Origin of the sequence: Hyphomicrobium sp. MC1 (genome assembly GCF_000253295.1) — a bacterium.
Classification (GTDB): domain Bacteria; phylum Pseudomonadota; class Alphaproteobacteria; order Rhizobiales; family Hyphomicrobiaceae; genus Hyphomicrobium_B.
The window spans coordinates 1,553,315-1,573,290 of record NC_015717.1 but is presented as its reverse complement, the minus strand read 5'-3'; the positions used below and the strand labels follow the sequence as shown (position 1 = coordinate 1,573,290).

At 59.6% G+C, this 19,976-nt stretch carries 19 protein-coding genes and 2 tRNA genes; 10 read left to right on the top strand and 11 right to left on the bottom strand.

Features of this window, described 5'->3' with window-relative positions; all coding sequences use genetic code 11:
- Positions 1-47: 47 nt before the first annotated feature.
- Together HYPMC_RS07665 and HYPMC_RS07660 are read right to left on the bottom strand one after the other, a co-directional pair.
- Positions 48-3,206, bottom strand: coding sequence for an efflux RND transporter permease subunit (locus HYPMC_RS07665; RefSeq protein WP_013947294.1), 3,159 nt, complete (start codon positions 3,204-3,206; stop codon positions 48-50).
- A complete protein-coding gene (locus HYPMC_RS07660; protein WP_013947293.1) occupies positions 3,203-4,438 on the bottom strand; it encodes an efflux RND transporter periplasmic adaptor subunit in 1,236 nt (411 codons plus the stop codon). Before HYPMC_RS07660 ends, HYPMC_RS07665 begins: the two co-directional genes overlap by 4 nt.
- Positions 4,439-4,890: 452 nt before the next feature.
- Here HYPMC_RS07660 and HYPMC_RS07655 point away from each other — a divergent pair, with 452 nt between their 5' ends.
- Complete coding sequence (locus HYPMC_RS07655) at positions 4,891-5,526, top strand: NrsF family protein (RefSeq protein ID WP_013947292.1); 636 nt, start codon at positions 4,891-4,893, stop codon at positions 5,524-5,526.
- A 79-nt stretch (positions 5,527-5,605) separates the two neighbouring features.
- Here the strand turns inward: HYPMC_RS07655 and HYPMC_RS07650 are convergent, their stop codons facing one another.
- A complete protein-coding gene (locus HYPMC_RS07650) occupies positions 5,606-5,893 on the bottom strand; it encodes a hypothetical protein (RefSeq protein ID WP_013947291.1) in 288 nt (95 codons plus the stop codon).
- 516 nt (positions 5,894-6,409) lie between these two features.
- Between HYPMC_RS07650 and HYPMC_RS07645 the strand changes: the two genes are divergently transcribed.
- The gene (locus tag HYPMC_RS07645; RefSeq protein WP_013947290.1) at positions 6,410-7,393 is read left to right on the top strand and encodes a hypothetical protein; all 984 of its coding nucleotides are present in this window, start codon (positions 6,410-6,412) and stop codon (positions 7,391-7,393) included.
- A gap of 62 nt (positions 7,394-7,455) precedes the next feature.
- On the top strand, positions 7,456-7,848 hold the full coding sequence (locus HYPMC_RS07640; RefSeq protein WP_013947289.1) for a DUF427 domain-containing protein: 393 nt from the start codon (positions 7,456-7,458) through the stop codon (positions 7,846-7,848).
- A 34-nt stretch (positions 7,849-7,882) separates the two neighbouring features.
- On the opposite strand, the gene HYPMC_RS07635 is transcribed toward HYPMC_RS07640, so the two are convergent.
- Positions 7,883-7,956, bottom strand: a tRNA-Gly gene (locus HYPMC_RS07635).
- Between the two features lie 255 nt (positions 7,957-8,211).
- Between HYPMC_RS07635 and HYPMC_RS07630 the strand changes: the two genes are divergently transcribed.
- On the top strand, positions 8,212-9,858 hold the full coding sequence (locus HYPMC_RS07630) for an OFA family MFS transporter (protein WP_013947288.1): 1,647 nt from the start codon (positions 8,212-8,214) through the stop codon (positions 9,856-9,858).
- 89 nt (positions 9,859-9,947) lie between these two features.
- On the opposite strand, the gene HYPMC_RS07625 is transcribed toward HYPMC_RS07630, so the two are convergent.
- The 3 genes from HYPMC_RS07625 to HYPMC_RS07615 form a co-directional block, all read right to left on the bottom strand.
- Positions 9,948-10,610, bottom strand: coding sequence for an ATP-dependent Clp protease proteolytic subunit (locus HYPMC_RS07625; protein ID WP_013947287.1), 663 nt, complete (start codon positions 10,608-10,610; stop codon positions 9,948-9,950).
- Between the two features lie 205 nt (positions 10,611-10,815).
- The gene (locus tag HYPMC_RS07620) at positions 10,816-11,121 is read right to left on the bottom strand and encodes an ETC complex I subunit (protein ID WP_013947286.1); all 306 of its coding nucleotides are present in this window, start codon (positions 11,119-11,121) and stop codon (positions 10,816-10,818) included.
- Between the two features lie 114 nt (positions 11,122-11,235).
- Positions 11,236-12,213 carry a hypothetical protein gene (locus HYPMC_RS07615; protein ID WP_013947285.1) on the bottom strand — a complete coding sequence of 326 codons (978 nt, stop codon included), beginning with the start codon at positions 12,211-12,213 and terminating at the stop codon, positions 11,236-11,238.
- Positions 12,214-12,680: 467 nt separating this feature from the next.
- Between HYPMC_RS07615 and HYPMC_RS07610 the strand changes: the two genes are divergently transcribed.
- Positions 12,681-12,917, top strand: coding sequence for a hypothetical protein (locus HYPMC_RS07610; protein ID WP_024275712.1), 237 nt, complete (start codon positions 12,681-12,683; stop codon positions 12,915-12,917).
- Between the two features lie 32 nt (positions 12,918-12,949).
- On the opposite strand, the gene HYPMC_RS07605 is transcribed toward HYPMC_RS07610, so the two are convergent.
- From HYPMC_RS07605 to HYPMC_RS24165, 4 genes are all read right to left on the bottom strand, one after another.
- Positions 12,950-13,026, bottom strand: a tRNA-Pro gene (locus HYPMC_RS07605).
- Positions 13,027-13,108: 82 nt separating this feature from the next.
- Positions 13,109-13,585, bottom strand: coding sequence for a DUF192 domain-containing protein (locus tag HYPMC_RS07600; protein ID WP_035576113.1), 477 nt, complete (start codon positions 13,583-13,585; stop codon positions 13,109-13,111).
- A gap of 55 nt (positions 13,586-13,640) precedes the next feature.
- On the bottom strand, positions 13,641-14,240 hold the full coding sequence (locus HYPMC_RS07595) for a cold-shock protein (RefSeq protein ID WP_013947282.1): 600 nt from the start codon (positions 14,238-14,240) through the stop codon (positions 13,641-13,643).
- 282 nt (positions 14,241-14,522) lie between these two features.
- Positions 14,523-14,669, bottom strand: coding sequence for a hypothetical protein (locus HYPMC_RS24165; protein ID WP_155831205.1), 147 nt, complete (start codon positions 14,667-14,669; stop codon positions 14,523-14,525).
- Positions 14,670-14,833: 164 nt separating this feature from the next.
- Here HYPMC_RS24165 and gloA point away from each other — a divergent pair, with 164 nt between their 5' ends.
- From gloA to HYPMC_RS07570, 5 genes are all read left to right on the top strand, one after another.
- A complete protein-coding gene (gloA, locus tag HYPMC_RS07590; RefSeq protein ID WP_013947281.1) occupies positions 14,834-15,274 on the top strand; it encodes a lactoylglutathione lyase in 441 nt (146 codons plus the stop codon).
- Positions 15,268-16,497, top strand: coding sequence for a TIGR03862 family flavoprotein (locus HYPMC_RS07585; RefSeq protein WP_024275711.1), 1,230 nt, complete (start codon positions 15,268-15,270; stop codon positions 16,495-16,497). The genes gloA and HYPMC_RS07585 overlap by 7 nt, the downstream gene beginning before the upstream one ends.
- A gap of 165 nt (positions 16,498-16,662) precedes the next feature.
- Positions 16,663-17,472 carry a phosphoadenylyl-sulfate reductase gene (locus HYPMC_RS07580; protein WP_013947279.1) on the top strand — a complete coding sequence of 270 codons (810 nt, stop codon included), beginning with the start codon at positions 16,663-16,665 and terminating at the stop codon, positions 17,470-17,472.
- Positions 17,469-18,374 (top strand): sulfate adenylyltransferase subunit CysD, encoded by a 906-nt coding sequence (gene cysD, locus HYPMC_RS07575; protein ID WP_013947278.1) that lies wholly within the window; start codon positions 17,469-17,471, stop codon positions 18,372-18,374. The genes HYPMC_RS07580 and cysD overlap by 4 nt, the downstream gene beginning before the upstream one ends.
- On the top strand, positions 18,374-19,909 hold the full coding sequence (locus HYPMC_RS07570) for a GTP-binding protein (RefSeq protein WP_013947277.1): 1,536 nt from the start codon (positions 18,374-18,376) through the stop codon (positions 19,907-19,909). Before cysD ends, HYPMC_RS07570 begins: the two co-directional genes overlap by 1 nt.
- Positions 19,910-19,976: the final 67 nt, after the last annotated feature.

Genomic DNA, 19,976 nt, shown 5'->3' with positions numbered 1-19,976 from the left:
ACGTGGTTCAGTTGCGGCGAGGTCATACTGGCGGCCGCCGCAGCAGCTTATGCCGCAGGCGGTGTGTCCTCGGCAGCCTTGGTCGGAGCCCCCTTGCGAGACTGACGCCACTCTTCGAAGCGCTGGATGACAGCGAACATCGAGGGCACGAACAGCACCGCAAGCAGGGTCGACGCCAGCATGCCGCTGAAGACCGTGATGCCGATCGATTTTCGTGCCGACGCACCAGCGCCGGTCGCAAACACCAGTGGTGCCACACCGAGAATGAAGGCGAACGACGTCATCAGGATGGGACGGAACCGAGCGCGCGCCGCTTCGACGGCAGACACAGCGATGCTCTTGCCCTCTGCACGCAACTCTCGCGCAACCTCGACGATCAGAATCGCATTTTTGGCCGACAATGCGATCAGCAGCACCAGACCGATCTGGACGTAGAGGTTGTTGTCGATGCCGAGGCCGAGCATGACCGACACCGGCCCGACCAGCGACAGCGGCACCGCAAACAGCACCGAGAGCGGTGAGTACCAGCTCTCATATTGTCCCGCGAGCACCAGATAAACGAGCAGCATGGCGAGCGCGAAGACATAGTAGATCTGACCGCCGACGATCTTTTCCTGATAGGACAGCGCCGTCCACGAGTAGCCAACGCCCGGCGGCAGCGTTTTTTCCGCGACTTGTTCCATCAGCGACATCGCATCACCCGACGAAAAGCCCTTCGCTGGCACGCCCACGATCGTTGCCGACGGATAGAGGTTGTAAAGGCTGATGAGCGACGGTCCGACGATCGGCGTAATATTCATCACCGTTCCGAGCGGGATCATGTCGCCGTTCTGATTGCGCACCTTGAGACGCAAAATCTCACTCGGCTCCATGCGGTAATCCGCATCCGCCTGCACGTAGATCTGGAAAATGCGTCCGAACTTGTTGAATTGATCGACATAACTGGAACCCAGATAGCTCGCCAGCGTCTGGAACACCTGATCCGTCGTCAGCAGCAACGTCTGAATTTTTGCTCGATCGATTGTGACCTTGTATTGCGGCGCCGTCGCACGGAATGTCGTCGACGCGCGTTGAATGCCCGACTGCGTATTGGCGGCATTCACCACGGCATCCACGGCGCTGCCGAGTTTCACGAGATCGAAGCTGCTGTCGCGCAGCTCGATCTGCATCGTGAAGCCGCCGGCATTGCCGATGCCCTGGATCGGCGGCGGCGGCAGCACCATCACGACGCCATCCTCGATGGCGGCCATCTCGCCGTTGAGCTTCTTGTAAAGCGAGGCAAGATCCTCGTCTTTGCCGCGCTTGCTCCAATCCTTCAGCATGATGTACGCAACGCCCGCATTGGCGAGCGATGCGCTGTTATCGAGCGGCGAAATACCGGCGATGGTGATGACACGCTCAACGCCCGGCACCGCGTCGGCAATTTGCTCGACCTGCTGCAACGAGTTTTGCGTACGCCCAAGCGACGCGCCCTCGGGAAGCTGCACCGATGCAATCAGATAGCCCTGGTCTTCGATGGGCAGAAAGCCAGTCGCGACCCGGGTCATGCCATAGACGGCCCCCGAAATAATCAGCAAGGCGATGATGAACATCGCAATGCTGTGGTGAACCATCCAATCGATGACCTTCGTATACCAGTTCTCGAACCGCTGGTAGACGGCGTTGAAACTGCGGAAAAAGAAATTGCGTTCTTCAGGCGGTACCGGCCGCCGCAGCCATAGCGCGCATTGCGTCGGCTTCAGCGTGGCTGCGTTGATGGCGCTGATCATCGCCGTCGCCGCAATGACTAGCGCGAACTGCGCGTACATCTGTCCGGTCAGCCCCGGAAGAAACGATGCCGGCAGAAACACCGCCATCAGAACGAGTGTGATGCCGATGATCGGCCCCATCAACGCATTCATGGCCGCGATGGCTGCGTCGTGGCCGGACATACCTTTTTCGATGTTATGCGCCGCGCCTTCCACGACCACGATGGCGTCATCCACGACGATGCCGATGGCGAGCACGATCGCGAACAACGTCGAAAGGTTGATCGAAAATCCCATCGCGGCCATCGCCGCAAACGCGCCGATGATCGTCACCGGAACGGTCGTCGCAGGAACGAGCGTCGCCCGCCAGTCCTGCAAGAAGACGAGAATAACGATGAGGACCAGAACGGCCGCTTCGATCAGTGTGCGGTAGACCTCGTCGATCGCCTGTTGCACGAACAGCGTCGTATCGAACGGGATCTGGTAGATCATGTCCTGGGGAAATTCCTTCGCCAGGACTTTCATCTTGTCCGACACTTCTTTCGCAACGTTGAGCGCATTGGCGCCCGGCGTCAGAAAGATCGCAAGACCCGCCGCCTGCTTGCCATCGAGATTGAAATACTGCGCATAGGTCTGAGCCCCGAGGACGACATGCCCGACGTCCTTCACGCGCGTGAGATCACCATTGGTGCCCGTCTTGACGATGACATTCGCAAACTGCTCAGGATCGTCGAAGCGGCTTTGCACGTCGATCGTATATTGAAACGACGGTGATCCGGAAACCGGCGGCATGCCCACCTGCCCGGCCGTCACCTGCTCGCTCTGCTGCTGCAGCGCCTGGATCACATCCTGCGCGTCGAGCCCGCGCGCCTGCATCTTGTCCGGATCGAGCCACACGCGCATCGCGTATTGCCCGGCACCGAACACATTGACGTTGCCGACGCCCGGCAGGCGCGAAATCTCGTCCTTTAGCCGGATGGTCGCATAATTGCTGAGATAAAGACTGTCGTAGGTGCTGTTCGGCGACGTCAACGTCACAATCTGCAGAATCGACGTCGATTTCTTTTGCACGACGACGCCTTGCACTTGAACCGCTTGCGGCAGCGATGCCATCGCCGCCTGCACGCGGTTCTGCACCAGGATCTGCGCTGCGTTGAGGTCGGTGCCAATCTGGAACGTGACGGTGAGCGTGTAGGTGCCGTCGGATGCAGCATATGACTGCATGTAGATCATGTCTTCGACGCCGTTCACCTGCTGCTCGATCGGCAGGGAAACGTTATCGACGACGGTCCGCGCACTCGCACCGGGATATCGCGTCGTAACCGACACGGTCGGCGGCACCACGTTCGGGTACTGCGCTACGGGCAGTTCGAACACGCACACGGCGCCGATCACGACCATCAGGATCGCAATGACGTTGGCGAGAACCGGCCGTTCGATGAAGAATTTTGAGATCATTGCGCGGTGTCCGCATCCGGCGCCGGAGCGCTGATCGTCTTCACGACAGGTTCGATCTTCTGGCCCGGCACGACCGTCATTAGCCCGGAGATCACGACGCGATCATCTGGAGCAAGCCCCTTCTCGATCACGCGCAGATCGCCCACCTGCTGTCCGAGCACGACCTTGCGTTGCTCGATGATATCATCCTTGTTGGCAACGAAGACGTAGCGGCCGGCCTGATCGCTGCCGACGACCCGATCCGGCACCAGCAGCGCATCGTTGTCCTTGCCGCGCGGCACGCGCACCCTGACGAAATACCCTGGCAGCAGCGATTTATTCTCGTTCTGGAAAACGCCGCGTACCAGCAACGTGCCGGTATTTGCAGTGATGGTCGGCGCGGCGTAGTCGAGCGTGCCCTTGTGCGGATACCCCGTCTCGCTCTGCAGCCCGACTTCGACCGGAATTTTCTTCAGCTCTTCCGCGGTTATCGCGCGCGCCCGAATGTTATCGCGGATCGACTGCACATCCGATTCACTGACGTAGAAGTTGACGTAGATCGGCTGCAGCTGAACGATCGTTGCGAGCGTCGTCGGACTTCCCGCGCCGACAAGTTGTCCGAGCGAAACCTCACGCGCCGTCACGATGCCGTCGAACGGCGCCTTGACCTCAGTATAGCTGAGGTTGAGCTGCGCCTGATCGATATTGACCTGAGATTGCTTTTGCGCCGCGACCGCAGCGTCGTAGGTCGCGGTCGCCGCATCGAGCGTCGCTTGGCTGGAGATGTTTTTGGCGGCAAGATCGACTTGACGCTCGTAATCAGCTTTTGACTTCTTGGTTTGCGCCTCAGCGCTCGCCAACCCGGCCTGGGCCTGCTCCAGGGAAAGCTGATAAGGCTGCTGCTCGATGACGAACAGCGTCTTGCCCGCCTTGACGAAGTCGCCATCGTTATAATCGATGCTCTGGATGAAACCCTGAACACGCGCGACGAGCGTGGTCGTATTGACCGCAGCCGTGTTGCCCGTCGCCATGAGATAGCGCGTCACGCTCTGTTTCAGCGGCGACGCCAGTTCGATTTTCGGCGGGGGCGGCGGGATGAAGGTATTCCTGTCCCCACATCCCGAGAGAGCCAGCGTCGCGGCAACGGCAAGAATGGGGACCACCCGAGAAAACAGCCGCGAATTCTGCCGCGCGCAACCAGTTCGTGCCGGGCTCGACATCCCTGCCGGCCACAGTTGAAAATTTTCACCCATTCGAGCGCTCACCCCGACGTATGCGAATGCGGAACATCTAAGAACCGTTGAGAGCATAGTAGGTCATCTCTCAATAGCCGTATAGGCGAGGAACATTTCAAATCGTAACTCCGACGCCCGAAAGACGACCTGAAAGCAGCACGAAGGTTACTTTCGCCCGAGTCGATTGCCGACAACTTTTCTGACATTGCTCATGAGATACCCGCACCGCTTGCCGGCGAATGGGGTGGCCTCCTATTCGACTCGGGTTGTATCTCAGCCTAAGGGAGTTCGTTTTCGCGATCCCATCCGAATGGCCGTCGTACCCCTTCCGCGCATGTGCTCAAAAAAGTGCCTGAACGATGTAACTCCGGCGTCCGCGCGCGCGAATGTCTTTTAAACGACACGTCTATGAGCGCCGTCCGCTCTTTTGCAGCGCGGAAGTTCGGCCGCTCCCTCGGAGTAGACATCAATTGAGAACAGAACAACTTATCAGAAGCCTTGTCGCCGACCTCCCGACCTCGCCCGGTTCGGTTGCGCGGATCATCACGGCGAGCCTTTTGCTTTCGATCATCTTTTCGCTGACGGTCATGGTCCTGTGGCTGGGGCTCCGGCCAGAACTCGGCACGGCGATGCATTCCGCGCCGTTCTGGATCAAGGCTGGCTACACATTCATGATCGGCACGGCAGGCCTTTTCGCATTGGAGCGTCTCGGACGGCCCGGGGCGACAGCAACTTCGTCTTTTGCCTTGCTTTCCGCGATCTTCGCAATCGTCGCGCTGTCAGCGGGCATGGAATTTTTCATGTCTCCGCCAGACGAGCGAAGCCAGCTTTGGCTGGGGAGTTCCTCGTCGTTCTGTCCGTGGGCAATCGTTGCGCTCTCGATCCCACTTCTGGTTGCAGCTTTCCTCGCGCTTCGCCAACTCGCCCCGACGCACTACGCCGTCGCCGGCGCGGCAGCAGGTTTCATGGCAGGCGGCTACGGTGCCTGCATTTATTCCCTGCACTGCACGGAATACGGCATCCCGTTCCTGGCCACGTGGTATTCGCTCGGCGTGTTGATCGTGGTCGGCGGCGGAATGCTCCTGTCGGGGCTTTTGCGCTGGTAGAATTGCGCCGATACGCAAAGCGGGCCGGCAGTTTGCCGACCCGCTTTCAAAAACTCTCAGTCAACCTCAAACGCGTCCGTCAGTCATTATACTCTGAGCAGTACGTCGAGGTGCGATTATCGTCGACGTGTTCGCGACAGAACTGACCCGGCGTCTCGTCATGGGCTAGCACGGGATGCGAGGTCAGGTGCATCCCTTCCTGACTCGCAACGTGTTTGGCGTGGACACGCTGGCAATAGTTTGTTGCGATCCAGTTTCCGCCGACATTTTCGAAATCACCCGAGCACGTGCCTCGCGCACTCGCGGCACTCGCCGCGGCACCGAGCGCAATGAGCGAAACAACGAGGGCGACAGGAAGTCTGATCATTGCCTTCACCTTTCTCTGGTCAGGGCCACAAGGCCGCTCGCAAACCCGAGCCGGAAATCGGCCGTCGCTGATGACGCCCACCAACGCCGCCTTCTCTGTGCAATCGAGTTCGTCTTCGGTGAAAGCTAGATCGGAACCTCCGCACGCGTTATTCCGGCCGGTGCCATCGGGCTGCTGCCCGCCGGACTGGCACATCCGTAAAAATACCGATGACTAACGCCGGAGAGAGCGCCGTCGCGAACTTGGAAAATCCCTTGTTTTTCCGCGCTTCTATGCGCGCACATCAGATGCCGGCCGGCTTTTTCGAACCGATGCGCGGGCGTTCAGGACAACTCAAAGCAGCCGGGCGGCAGAGTCCATCCGGCAACATACCGAGGGATAGAATCTGGCGATCAGCCCTCCTGTCAAAGGCGTCGCCCCCCCCAAGATCCCCATGACGAACCCAATGTAACGCCGGCACGTCGCGGTCCGTAGCTTCTGCACGCAGCGGAAGGCTATGCATCTCGGAGAACACCTGTGCGCACATGGCAATGGATCCTGTTCGGAGCGGGACTTCTGATCCCCTTCCCGATGTCACCGGCACCGGCAGCGGTCTCATCGCAGGCGTTTCGGGGGACCGGCATGCCCTACGATGCCTTCGACGAACTCCACGCCACGAAGTTGCATATCGGGGGAGCCACGCAAACGATCGCGTTTGCACCTGGTCCCCTCCGCCTAAGTCACGACCGAATTCTCAAATGGCTGAAGACTTCGGCGAAGGCCGTCACCACTTATTATGGGAAGTTTCCCGTACCCAGCGCGAAGATCTTGATCGTTCCCGTTGAAGGTGAAGGCGTCGAAGGCGGGCAGGCGTTCGGCTATCGCGGCCCTGCCATCCGGCTTCTCGTCGGTGACTTTACAACCGACGACGATCTGGTTGCCGATTGGAAAGCCGTGCACGAGATGGTGCATCTCGCCTTACCCGACGTCTCGCAGGACCACCTGTGGCTCGCGGAAGGGCTGGCCGTTTATGTCGAGCCGATTGCCCGCGTCCAGGCAGGAGATCTCAAAGCAGATAAGATCTGGGCCGACATGGTTCGGGACATGCCGAAGGGATTGCCGCAGGAGGGGGACGAAGGCCTCGACCGCACCCACACCTGGGGTCGGACCTATTGGGGCGGCGCCATCTTCTGCCTGCTCGCCGACATCACGTATCGCGAGCGAAGCCACAACAAGGTCGGGTTGCAGCAGGCGATGCGTGGAGTCCTTGCCGCGGGCGGTACCCACGATCAGGACTGGCCCATCGAACGCATCTTGAAAGTCGCCGACCAGACAGCCGGCTACCCGGTCATGGAAGAGCTTTACGCCAAGATGCGTGACAAACCTTATGCACCCGATCTTGCCAAGCTTTGGAACGATTTGGGCGTAACGCCATCAGGAACCACGGTGATGTTCTCGCAAACGGCTCCGCTTGCTCATATCCGCGAAGCCATTACGGCGCCGCCGAGCGGAAGCTTATGACACCTCCGCAGGATCCCTTGCGTTTTCCCCCCTGCTCATTACGTCATGCCAAGGAGGCAACGATGACAGCAATCAAAACGAAAGACCGTGCGCGGCTTATTCCCGACAGCAAGCACCCAATAACGCTTGAGAAAAATCCGCGCCGCGTCCTCGTCAGGTTCGCGGGAAAGGTCGTCGCTGACACCACGAACGCGATCGTCCTGACGGAAGCGAGCTACCCTGCCGTCCAATACATCCCTCGGACGGATGTCGATATGCAGTTTCTGCAAAGGTCCGCCCACACATCGTATTGCCCCTACAAAGGCGACGCTTCGTATTTCAGCCTCTCCGCTCCCGGCGGTTCATCCGAGAATGCAGTATGGAGCTATGAGGCGCCCTACGAGGCCGTTAGCGCCATCCAGGATCACGTCGCGTTCTATCCCGATCGCGTCGAGATCTCCGAGCAGGACGCCTAACGGAGCCGCTTCGCAGCTACTCCTGGAGAGCGGTTGGAGCGGGTGATGGGAATCGAACCCACGTATTCAGCTTGGAAGGCTGCTGCTCTACCATTGAGCTACACCCGCGGCAGTCGCGAAGAAGGCGCTTTGTAGCGAATTTTTTCTCAAGAGCAAACGCCTTTGCGACGGCACGTGGCGAAGGTCGAATTTCCCGGGACGCACGCCCGTGCGATCCCTTCCGGGCAATTGTGCCCTGCACGATTTAGGATGGAATTTCCGGGGCTCGTCGCGGTGCAATGTTGATTGTGTCGCAGCCGAGGTGCACAAAAGCCGGAAAAACGGTCGCACCAAAGCAGCCAATAAACCTGGGGGAATAAACGCATGACAGTGGCCAGTTCCGCAGACCCGTACGCTCCGGGATTGCTCGATAGAGAAAGAATCATCGCCAAGGCGGGTTTTAACCGCTGGCTGGTACCTCCTGCAGCGCTCGCCATCCATCTCTGCATCGGCATGAGTTATGGCCTAAGCGTGTTCTGGCTCCCGCTGTCGCAAGCGCTCGGCATCACAAAGCCGGTGACATGTCCAGACATGACGCTGGCCCAGGCCCTTATCACGACAACCTGCGACTGGCGCGTCAGCGACCTCCTCGTCACCTTCACACTCGGCATCGTGTTTCTCGGATTATCCGCCGCGGTGTTCGGCGGCTGGCTGGAACGCGCCGGGCCACGCAAGGCCGGACTCGTCGCAGCATTATGCTGGGGCGGCGGCTTCCTGATTTCGGCTCTGGCGGTACACCTCCACCAGTTGTGGCTTCTCTGGCTCGGCCTGGGCGTGATCGGCGGCATCGGCCTCGGTCTCGGCTATATCTCGCCGGTGTCCACGCTGATCAAATGGTTCCCCGATCGCCGCGGCATGGCGACCGGCATGGCCATCATGGGCTTCGGCGGCGGCGCGATGATCGGCTCGCCGATTGCCATCCTGTTGATGAACCATTTCAAGACCGCTGAATCCGTCGGCGTTCAAGAGTCGATGGCCGTGATCGGTGTCATCTACCTCATCGCAATGTTATGCGGCGCCTTTGGCTACCGCGTGCCGCCGGATGGCTGGAAGCCCGACGGCTGGACCCCGCCAAGCAGCCAAACCAAAGCCCTGATCACGCACGGCCATGTCCACCTCGATAATGCCCACAAGACCCCTCAGTTCTGGCTGATCTGGATCGTGCTCTGCATGAACGTCTCGGCGGGCATCGGCGTCCTGGCGATGGCCTCACCGATGCTGCAGGAGATCTTCGCCGGCAAGCTGATCGGCCTTAATGACGTCTCCTTCAAGGATTTGACGCCGGCGCAAGCCACGATCATCGCAGGAATTGCAGGCGGCTTCGTCAGCTTGCTATCGCTGTTCAACAGCGGCGGCCGTTTCCTGTGGGCGTCGCTCTCCGACATCATCGGCCGGAAGACGACGTACTTCTGCTTTTTCGTCCTCGGCATGGCACTCTATGCATTGGCGCCTACGCTCGCACATGCCGGCTCGATCGCGCTGTTCGTCGCGGCGTTCTGCGTGATCCTGACGATGTATGGCGGCGGCTTCGCAACGGTGCCTGCATATCTCGCCGACATCTTCGGCACGCAATTCGTCGGCGCCATCCACGGACGACTATTGACGGCGTGGTCGACGGCGGGCGTCCTTGGCCCACTGGTGATCGGCTATCTTCGTGACGCGCAGATCTCGGCAGGTGTACCGCGCGCCCTCGTCTACGATCGCACGATGTATATCCTTGCGGGTTTCCTGCTCATCGGCTTCATCGCCAACGCGCTCATTCGCCCGGTCGCCGACAAATGGATGATGAGCGACGCAGAAGTAGCGAAGCTCCAGGCAGCGAAGTCGACGGCAAACGTCAGCACAGGTTCGCACGGCATCGGCTTCGGCGGTGTGAGCCCAGGCGCCATCGTAGCGTGGATCGCGGTCGCGATTCCATTCTTCTGGGGCGTCTGGAATACGCTTGGCAAAGCCACCGTGCTGTTCCGCTAGGAAAAATAATTTCCCTGTCGGGGGCTCGCTTGCGGGCCTCCGGCAGGCCCCGGCCAAAGGGTTGCTCAGGCGCGACGCTTAGCCGTGCCTCAGATGAGTTGCTGCACGATGTCCGCGTGCTCGTCGACCAGCTCGCGAGCGGTCTTCCAGACCTCATGGCCGCCGGTCATTTGCGCGCGCACGCTATTGATCCACGATTGCGGCACACCAGCAGCTTCGAAGTATTTCTCGAAGAAGCGATCGGTCTCGGAGCCGATCGCCTTTTCCGGCACGCTACTATCCCTTTTCTTGGAAAAGAAATCGCGAAACGCCACTTCGTGGAACATGAACTCCGCGCCCGGCGCCGCGAGACGCAACTGCCCTTGCAGATAGATCGGCACACACATCGACGCGCAGATGCCGCCGGTTTCCACAAGCGTGACAAGCGAATGCGTCTGTCGGATCCTGCCCAGCAGCCGCGCGACGTCCGCGCCCTGATCGAGCGACCCGCCCGGCGATGAAAGCGACAAGATGATCTTATGCGCCTCGCCCTTATGGCGCTCGAATGCCTCCGCAATGCGTGACGCCATCGGAGCATCGATCTTTCCGCGCCAGCTTAGATAGAGCGTGTCGTCGCCTGGAACGGGCCGGATATCAAGTTTGCCGACGCCCGCGAAATAGATCTCGAAGTGATCCCGCGTCTTGAATGCAAGCACGACAAGAAGAAGGATCATCGCGCCCCAGATCAGGCGATTGCGCCAGGGCGACGGCATCAGTGTAGCGCCACCGAGCGACCGTGCCGCCGCGCGAGAGAGGTTCGACGTTTTGAGAGATAGGCGAAATGCGCCATCGAGATTGCGTGAGCGGCCGGATCCGCGAAACGGTGTCGCCTACTCCGCCCAATGGCGTACGCAGTCACAAAGCAAGCCCGCGGCGAGTGACCGGCTCGCGAAACGCGCGTCGCTCGCCACCAACTCATCAGTGCGTCCAGTTGGTCGTCCGCCCGAACTTGAAATTATCCGCGTACGATTTCTTGATCGGCTTGCGCGGCTTTGGTTCGCTGAGCGTGTAGGCGAGGCCCACGCGCGTCGCGTAGGCAATGGCCTCTTCCTTGGTATCGAACTCGAGCCGAACCTGGGCTTGCATGTCTCGCGAACTCACCCAGCCCATCAACGGATCAATGTCGCGCGCGCTGGCCGGCTCGAATTCGAGCACCCACTCCTTCGTCCGCGCCTCGCCGGACTGCATGGCGGTTTTCGCAGGTTTGAAGATCCGTGCCGTCATAGTGGCTCCGCAATGACGAGAAAGTCCAAACGAAGAACGATCGCAATTTGGTCGGGGCGACATGACTTGAACACGCGACCCGCTGCTGCCAAAGTACGCAGGAAATGTGAAAAATCAACGTGCATTCTGACTGCTAGCCGCCTCTCGCCGGAACAATCGGCGCTGGAAATGCAGCCGGGCGCGGTTGGCGCGACTCAACATGCTCTTCGGCCTCTTGGGTGCTTCAGGGGCAACGATCGCGGGCCGCGTCTCCGGGATTTCCGGCAAGCGAATGTGCATGGCATAATGACCTGCACGCAGAATGTTTTCGAGGCCGATTAACTCCGGCGGTAAAAATGAAAGTGGGCGCGGCCATTTCTGAGACTGCAGCCAGCAGAACGTAGCTGGCGCAAGACGAGTTAAGTATCCTTCCTCTTCGTCACAAATGACCGTCGAAAAAGAAGGCAACTGTTTAGCCTCAATCGCTAGCTTCATCTCACTCCAATGGCGCATCGCATTGAATCGCCAGAGTTCACGGCTCCATCTGGATGTGTGTCTCCGGTGCGTGATGAGGGGTACATCAATATTCCCCAATGTCGCGCCACGAGCCGCCATCTGTGTCGGAAACCAGTAGTCCCACCATGTTTCGCCGAGCTGGAAATGACCATCAACAATACCGCGGCTCAGCGCAGTATCAAAAAAGAAGGCATCAAACCCGTAACAATTACCGATAGACGGAGGGTCGTCGCCGCCGACATCAATGCGCTCGGCGTAGAGCAGACCGCCTTCCAATTCGTCTGCCAGAACCGCCGCTAAATTCGGATAGGGAAGAATAGCGCAATCGGAATTAATGATCCCCGCGCGCGGGCACGATCGCTTACGAACGGCGTCGAGAATATCGCCGACAAGCGGCTTGCCCTCGCTGCTGCATGGCTCGATATCGAGATCAAATCCGTAGGCAAGAACCCGTTCAATCTCCGATGGCCCATTGACGGATACCGGCGAAAAGCCTGCAGCTGTCCACGAAGCGATAATGCGGCGCTGTTCTTCAAGTTGATCCCCGACTAAGTGCGGCGGGACGGACGTAAAAAGGTAGAATAGATGGTCGTTCATTATTCAGCATCCGCGAACGGTAGGTTTTGGGCGCAATGCGGTTCTGAAATGCTGCTTTGTTTGGCCGCGTTCCCCATCGCCAACCAGCCATCGAGAGAGATCGTAACGTCACGCCATTTCGGGAGCGGGGGTGATGGGAGCCTTAGGGGCTTATTTGACGTCGTGGTCGGAGGATCGACGCGACTTTCATAGCCGACAAGATCGCAGATATACGCAAACGCTAATGAACTGCTGATCTCGGCCTGAACGGTGGCTGGACACTCGCATCGTGGCATGATCCCCCCCTTTCAAGTATACAGCGTTCTTCATAGCCTAACGCCGGTTTAAGGAGAACCGCTGTTCTCGGCGGGCACTTCGATATCGGTCGATATCGCCGCTGCAGTTGTTCCCGTCGGAGTAGAAATGGACCACGGGAAGGGCAGCACGCGTCCTGCGACGCGCAATGATATGCCCTACACGAGACTCTCGTGGCAGCCGGAGAGCGTCACCTGGCGGCTGTACCCCTCGTCTGTTTCGAATGGCACCAGCGCCCGGAGAACGTCCTGCGAGCCACTTCGCCCGAAGCGGCGCGACTGTACAAGCGCACGGAAACCCAGCGCACGATGGCCGCTCGCAAGCGGCGCGCTTGGGTCGAAAGTGGAAGTAATGATGAACGTTCCGAGGCCGAAAGCCAGAACGGCGCCGCTGCCGGAAAGTCAGAATGAAAATGCGCTTTCGGCGAACCTACAGAAAATATTGGTCGGGGCGACATGATTCGAACACGCGACCCTCTGCTCCCAAAGCAGATGCTCTACCAGGCTGAGCTACGCCCCGACTTGCGCTCTCATCTGCCGCTTTCGCTCGTTAAGGTCAAGTCGCCGCTGGTCGGACACACCATCCCTAATAGCCGCGGGCGTCACGAACCCGAAAAAATTGGATAACGCACCTTGTCGCCGGCCTTGATGCCAAGGCGCGCCGACGCGCCGCCCGGAATTTCGAGCACAGCCAGAACCGGCGCCCCCGACGAGATCACTCGGTCTGACAGCGGCTCGGCGCGTTCCTCGATGCGCGTAATGGTGCCATCGGCGCGAATGAAAAGCATATCGAGCGGGATGTACGTGTTGTGCATCCACATCTGAAGGCCGCGCTCGACGGTGTAAGGGAAGAGCATCCCTTGGTTGTCGCTGAGCTCCGTCCGGAACATCAAGCCAAGAGCTTTTTCCTTCTCGGTGGTCGCGACCTCGATCGTAAACGCGTGCTCGGCGCCCCCGGCGGAGACGATCCGCAACGTGTCCTGCTGCATTTTCGCATGCGCGGGCGGCACCAGATCGACGAACGCGTTCATCCACGGCCACGCTGCCACGAACAGCGGCGGAAAAATAAAAAGGGCCACGCTGATCGCGGCCCCCTTCGTTGAACTCGGCACCATATTCGCCATTTTGCTCGCGTCAGTTACGAGACGGCAGCCCCGTCGGCACGCCATCCGGCCTGAGTTCCGCGGCCATGCAGCCCTTCGATCCGTAACCCCAACGAACCTGAACGATCTGCCCCGGACGCAGCTCAGTGAAGCCGAAGCGGCGCAGCGTTTCCATGTGACAGAAGATATCGGGCGTGCCCTCGCCGCGCGTCAAGAAGCCGAAACCGCGAACGCGGTTGAACCATTTGACGTATGCCCGGCACCAATCGCTTTCCGGCTGCACGATGACATGCGTGCGCTGAGGAAGTTGCGACGGATGGATCGCCGAACTCTCATCCATGCTGAGAATGCGGAAAGCCTGCATGCCCTTCGGACGGCGCAAAACTTCGCAATGAACGCGCGCGCCTTCGTAGGCAGTCTGGAAACCTCCGGCCCGGAGGCAGGTCACGTGAAGAAGGATATCGGGCAGTCCATTGTCCGGCACAATAAAGCCGTAGCCTTTGGAAGCGTCGAACCACTTGATCATTCCGGCAACTTCAAAAACTTCGGTTGCCGCGTCGTCGAGCGCTTCTGGGCTGATACCGCCCACTTCCAAAAATTCAGAAAGCCCGGGACGTTTATTATCCCCCATACTTGCTTACCCCGCATATACTGTGCGTCAAACGATAACTCTTTCGTTGCGCCGTGCCGCCGAACATCTCGCTTCTGGAAGAGCCCTCTTCAGAAACGAAACACCGAACACCACCGCGAAACGTGGGAAACCATAACACCGGCTCTGGCTGGAACTAGGGGCAATATTTTGGCGCATCCCCCTTGACCGTCGGTTGTGATGCTTGAATCCACATCCTGTTTACTCGCCTAAGAGCATGATAAAACGTCATTAAAAAGCATCCTGATTCTTCCCCAGGTTCGATCACGCGTCGATCTCCGGCAAACTTTCCTCCACATGCGTGGATAGCGCCGCGCGCTCCGAATCACCTCCAAGTGATTCGTTCATCGGCACTTGATTTTCCGCGTCTTCGATGGTGCTGATCCAAACGGCGAAAACGAAGATCTCCAATGCTCATCCACAGCAGGACGAAATCGCGCATCTCGAGCGAGCGGGCGCTGTAAGACGTTTCAGGACGCACTGTGGCAGAGGTGCAGCATTCGCGTGTACGGAAGAATTTTTCGCGCGAGCAACACGACCACTAAGACGATCACACAGCAGGCAAAAGGTGAGTGATGCGCTACTTGCACACTATGGTTCGCGTGACCGATATCGCGGCTAGTCTCAAATTCTATTGCGATGCACTCGGTATGAAGGAGATTCGCCGGATGGAGAATGAGAAGGGGCGCTTCACCCTCGTCTTTCTCGCTGCCCCCGAAGACGAAGAGCGCGCGCTGAATGAGAAAGCGCCGATGCTCGAACTCACTTACAACTGGGACCCTGAGCCATACGGCACGGGTCGCAACTTCGGGCACCTCGCATTTCTCGTCGATGACATTTACGCGACCTGCGCAAAACTTCAGGCTGCAGGCGTCACGATCAACCGCCCTCCGCGCGACGGTCACATGGCTTTCGTGCGTTCCCCTGACCTGATCTCTATCGAACTCCTGCAGAAGGGTACGTCCCTGCCACCGCAGGAACCGTGGACCTCGATGGCGAACACGGGAACATGGTGAGCAAAACCGTCGACGCGAAGGACGTCGCCATCATCGGCGCCGGACCCGCAGGCTTGTTTGCCGCCGAGGCCATCGCGAACGCCGGACATCGCGTCTCTATCTATGAGAGGATGCCGTCGCCCGCGCGCAAGTTTCTGCTCGCCGGCCGCGGCGGCCTGAACCTGACTCATAGCGAGCCGCTCGAACGGTTCCTGACACGCTACGGCGAAAGCGCCGATGAAGTCCGAATGGCCGTCGAAACTTTTCCGCCTGAGCGGCTCATCGCCTGGGCGAACGACCTTGATGCTCAAACCTTCGTCGGCACGAGCGGTCGTGTCTTTCCGAAGGCGATGAAAGCCTCGCCACTGTTGCGCGCATGGTTACGGCGTCTCGACAGCCTCGGTGTTTCCATTAAACCGCGCCACCGCTGGGTCGGGTTCAACGATACTGGCGCGCTGGTATTTGAAACGACTGATGGCCAACGTACGATCACACCCGATGCGGCGCTCTTCGCGCTTGGCGGGGGCAGTTGGCCGAAGCTCGGCTCCGACGGCGCCTGGGTTAATCAGTTCCGGAACACCGGTATTGCCATCACACCGCTCGAGCCGGCCAACTGCGGCGTCCTCGTATCGTGGTCTGAAGTTTTCAAATCGCGTTTCGAGGGTCTGGCTTTAAAGCGCATTGCGCTCTCTATCGCATCGACAACGGTCCGGGGTGAAGCCGTCGTCACGGCAAACGGCCTGGAAGGCGGAGCAATCTATGCTCTCGGCCCGCAAATCCGCGCCGCACTTGGCGACGGCAAAAGCGCGACACTTATAGTGGACCTCAAACCGGACCTCACGCAGTCGGCTCTCGCCGAACGTCTCGGCCGCCGCCGCTCCGGCGAAACGCTGACGAACTTTCTGCGCAAAGCAGCCCATCTCGATCCGGTCGCCGTCGCTCTCCTTCGCGAAGGGAATGCCGCGCTACCCGACAGCGCCGAGGCCCTTGCCGGCCGCATCAAAGCTCTGCCCCTCCAGGTTGTGGGGGTGACCAGCCTCGACAGGGCCATCTCGTCCGCTGGCGGCGTCGCTTGGACCGCGCTGGACGAGAACCTCATGCTCAAAGACCGCCCCGGCCTGTTTGTCGCAGGCGAAATGCTTGATTGGGAAGCACCCACCGGCGGTTATTTGCTGCAGGGGACCTTCGCAACCGCCGCATCGGCAGCAAATGGCTTGCTCGGATGGCTCGCTGGACGACAATGATTTCCACACGCTGCTGCCGGCGCAGCGAACGCCATTCTCAAGCACTGCGAGAAAGGAACGCGGCCATTTCGCGATAGTTTGAGAAATAATATCCTATTCTTATTTATAGAAATGCCTTCTCAGGAGAATAGTTTTCCACTATGTAGCGGCACACGGAGGTCCTTCATGACGCTGTTCGAAGCACCGGCATCCGCCCCCGCAGGCCAGCCGACCGACATTCATTCCGCGACGCAACATGCGCTCGCAGCCGAACTCGACCACAAGCTCGCAGAGCTGACGACGCTCGAAGAGCGCCTGTCGGCGATCCGCGCCGCCGTCGACGGTACCGTCTCCTTCTCCACCAGCCTCGGCATCGAGGATCAGGCGATCACGCACGCCATCGCGGTGAGCGGAACGGATATCGACATCTTTACGCTCGACACCGGCCGGCATTTTCCCGAGACGCTCGACACGCTGTTCGATACCGAAGGCAAGTACGGCATCAAGATCCGTGTGATGTTCCCTGAGTCCGCCGAAGTCGAAGAGCTGGTTGAAAACGACGGCGTCTACGGTTTTCGCTATTCGATCGAAGCGCGCAAAGCTTGCTGCGAAATTCGCAAAGTCCGTCCGCTGAATCGCGCGCTGCATGGCGCTGCGGGTTGGGTGACGGGTTTGCGCCGCGAGCAATCACAGGGCCGCTCGCATGTTCCATTCGCGAGCTACGATCCTGTGCAAAAGCTCATCAAACTCAACCCAATCGCTGACTGGTCTCTTGAAAAACTCGAAGACTACGTTGCAGCCAACAAAATTCCCGTGAATGCTCTGCATGCGAAGGGATTCCCGTCGATTGGATGCCAACCGTGCACACGCGCCATCAAACCGGGTGAAGACATCCGTGCCGGCCGCTGGTGGTGGGAAAATGAGAACGGCAAAGAATGCGGACTTCATACGCAGCCCCAAGACCCTGGTTTCGAACCGAAGGACCGCGCGGCATGACGGCCTCGCCATCGCATCTTGATCTGCTCGAAGCAGAAAGCATCCACATTTTCCGCGAGGCTGCAGCGCAGTTCCGCAAGCCCGTGATGCTCTATTCCATCGGCAAGGATTCGACCGTCCTGCTGCACTTGGCGCGGAAGGCCTTCTTCCCGCAGGCGGTGCCGTTTCCGCTGCTGCACGTCGACACGACGTGGAAGTTCAAGGATATGATCGCTTTTCGCGATCGGACGGCACGTGAACTTGGTCTCGATCTGATCGTTTACACCAATCACGACGGCATCAAGCGCGGCATCAATCCGATTGATCACGCGCCTTCGATCCACACCGACGTGCTGAAAACACAGGCCCTGAAACAAGCGCTCGACAAATACGGCTTCGACGCGGCCTTCGGCGGTGCTCGCCGGGACGAAGAAGCGAGCCGCGCGAAAGAACGCGTTTTCTCGTTCCGTGCCCCCGGCCATCGGTGGGACCCGCGCAAGCAGCGCCCCGAGATGTGGAACCTGTTGAATGGGCGCCTCGGTACCGGCGAAACCGTACGCGTCTTCCCAATGTCCAATTGGACCGAAAAAGACGTTTGGCGTTACATTCTGCGCGAAAAGCTCGATGTCGTTCCGCTCTATTTCGCGGCCGAGCGGCCGACCATCGTGCGCAACGGGCAAATCCTGATGCAGGATGACGAACGTCTGCAACCGCGGGACGGCGAAAAAGTCGAGATGCGCAAGATCCGCTTCCGCACGCTCGGCGACTACCCGCTTACGGCTGCGGTCGAATCCGATGCCGAAACGATCGAAGCCGTCGTCGCCGAAACACTCAACGCGCAGACGTCGGAACGCCAGGGCCGTCTGATCGATCACGACCAAGCCGGCGCAATGGAAAAGAAGAAGCAGGAAGGCTATTTCTAATGTCGGTGCACGCCCTGCATAAAATTCAGCCCGCCGCCAACGAGGCGCCGCGCCTGGAAGTAGTGCCGAACCTCGTGCGCGATCTCGGCGGCATTACACACCTGCTGACGTGCGGTTCTGTTGACGATGGCAAATCGACGTTGATCGGCCGCATGCTGTGGGATGCTTCCGACCTTTACGAGGATCAGCGCGAGAACGTGCGCAAGTCGGGCCGCAAAGCTGCTGGCACCGACCTCCCCGATTTCTCGATGCTACTCGATGGCCTCGTCGCAGAGCGCGAACAAGGCATCACGATCGACATTGCGTGGAAATATTTCGACACGCCGACGCGCCGCTTCGTCATCATCGATTCACCTGGCCATGAGCAGTACACACGCAACATGGCGTCGGGCGCATCTCACGCCGATGTCGCGATCGTTCTGGTCGATGCCCGCTCGGGCGTGAAGAAACAGACCAAGCGACACACGGCCATCCTCGATCTCGTCGGCGTCAAGCACGTCGTGCTCGCCGTCAACAAGATGGACCTGGTCGGCTGGTCGGAAGACGTGTTCCGCAAGATCGAAGCCGACTTCCGCACGCTCTGCTGGAAATTCAATTTCTGGGACGCGACCGCCGTGCCGCTCTCGGCTGTGTTCGGCGACAACGTCACGACCCAGTCGAGCAACATGTCGTGGTACACCGGCCCGACGCTCATCCAGCACCTGGAGAAGACGCCGAGCCGCGTCAGCGAAGCCGGCTCCGTGTTCCGCTTCCCCGTGCAGACGGTTCTGCGCGACAGCCAGGATTTCCGCGGCCTCGCAGGCACCGTCACGTCCGGCTCGATCAAGGTCGGCGACGAAGTCATCGACACTCTGAGCAACGCTGGCGGCAAAGTCGTTCGCATCGCCACGATGAATGGTGATCTGCAAAGCGCCTCGGCCGGACAGGCCGTCGCGCTTCAGCTCGACGTCGATATCGATGTCTCGCGGGGCGCGGTTCTATCGAAGCGTGACATGCTTCCCGTCGCTGCCCAGACCGTCGAAGCGCGTTTTGTTTGGCTGTCGGAAGACGCCTTCAGCCCCACCGCAGGTTATCTGCTGCGGACGTCGACCGATCTCATTCCGATCTCGAACATCGAGGTCAAGGCGCTTCTCGATCTCGAGACCATGGCCTCGCGCCCGGCGCGCAGCTGCGGTGCCAACGACATCGCCATCGCCAAAATCTCATTGGGACGCGCTGCGGCCATCGACGTCTTCACCGAAACGCCGGAAACCGGCACGCTGCTGCTCGTCGATTCCGTAACCGGAGCAACGATGGCCGGTGGCGTCGCGACGGCCGTCAGTGCCAAGGCAGAAGAGCCGACCGAAGGTCACTTCGTCCTGAAGCGTGACATGCTGGCGAACGGCCTCAATCGCGACCTGTCGATGAGTTCGAAAGATCGCGAAGAGTTTATGCGCCGCGCCAACGAAGTGGCGATCATTCTCCGTGCGGCCGGCATCGCAGTCGCCATTGAGCCGCCGCCCCCCGTCGACGACGGCATGGATCCTGGGCTTTAGGTTTCATCACGATTGAAAGTCATCCTCGGCATAAAGTCGAGGATGACGGCCCTGCTCAGCCCATTTC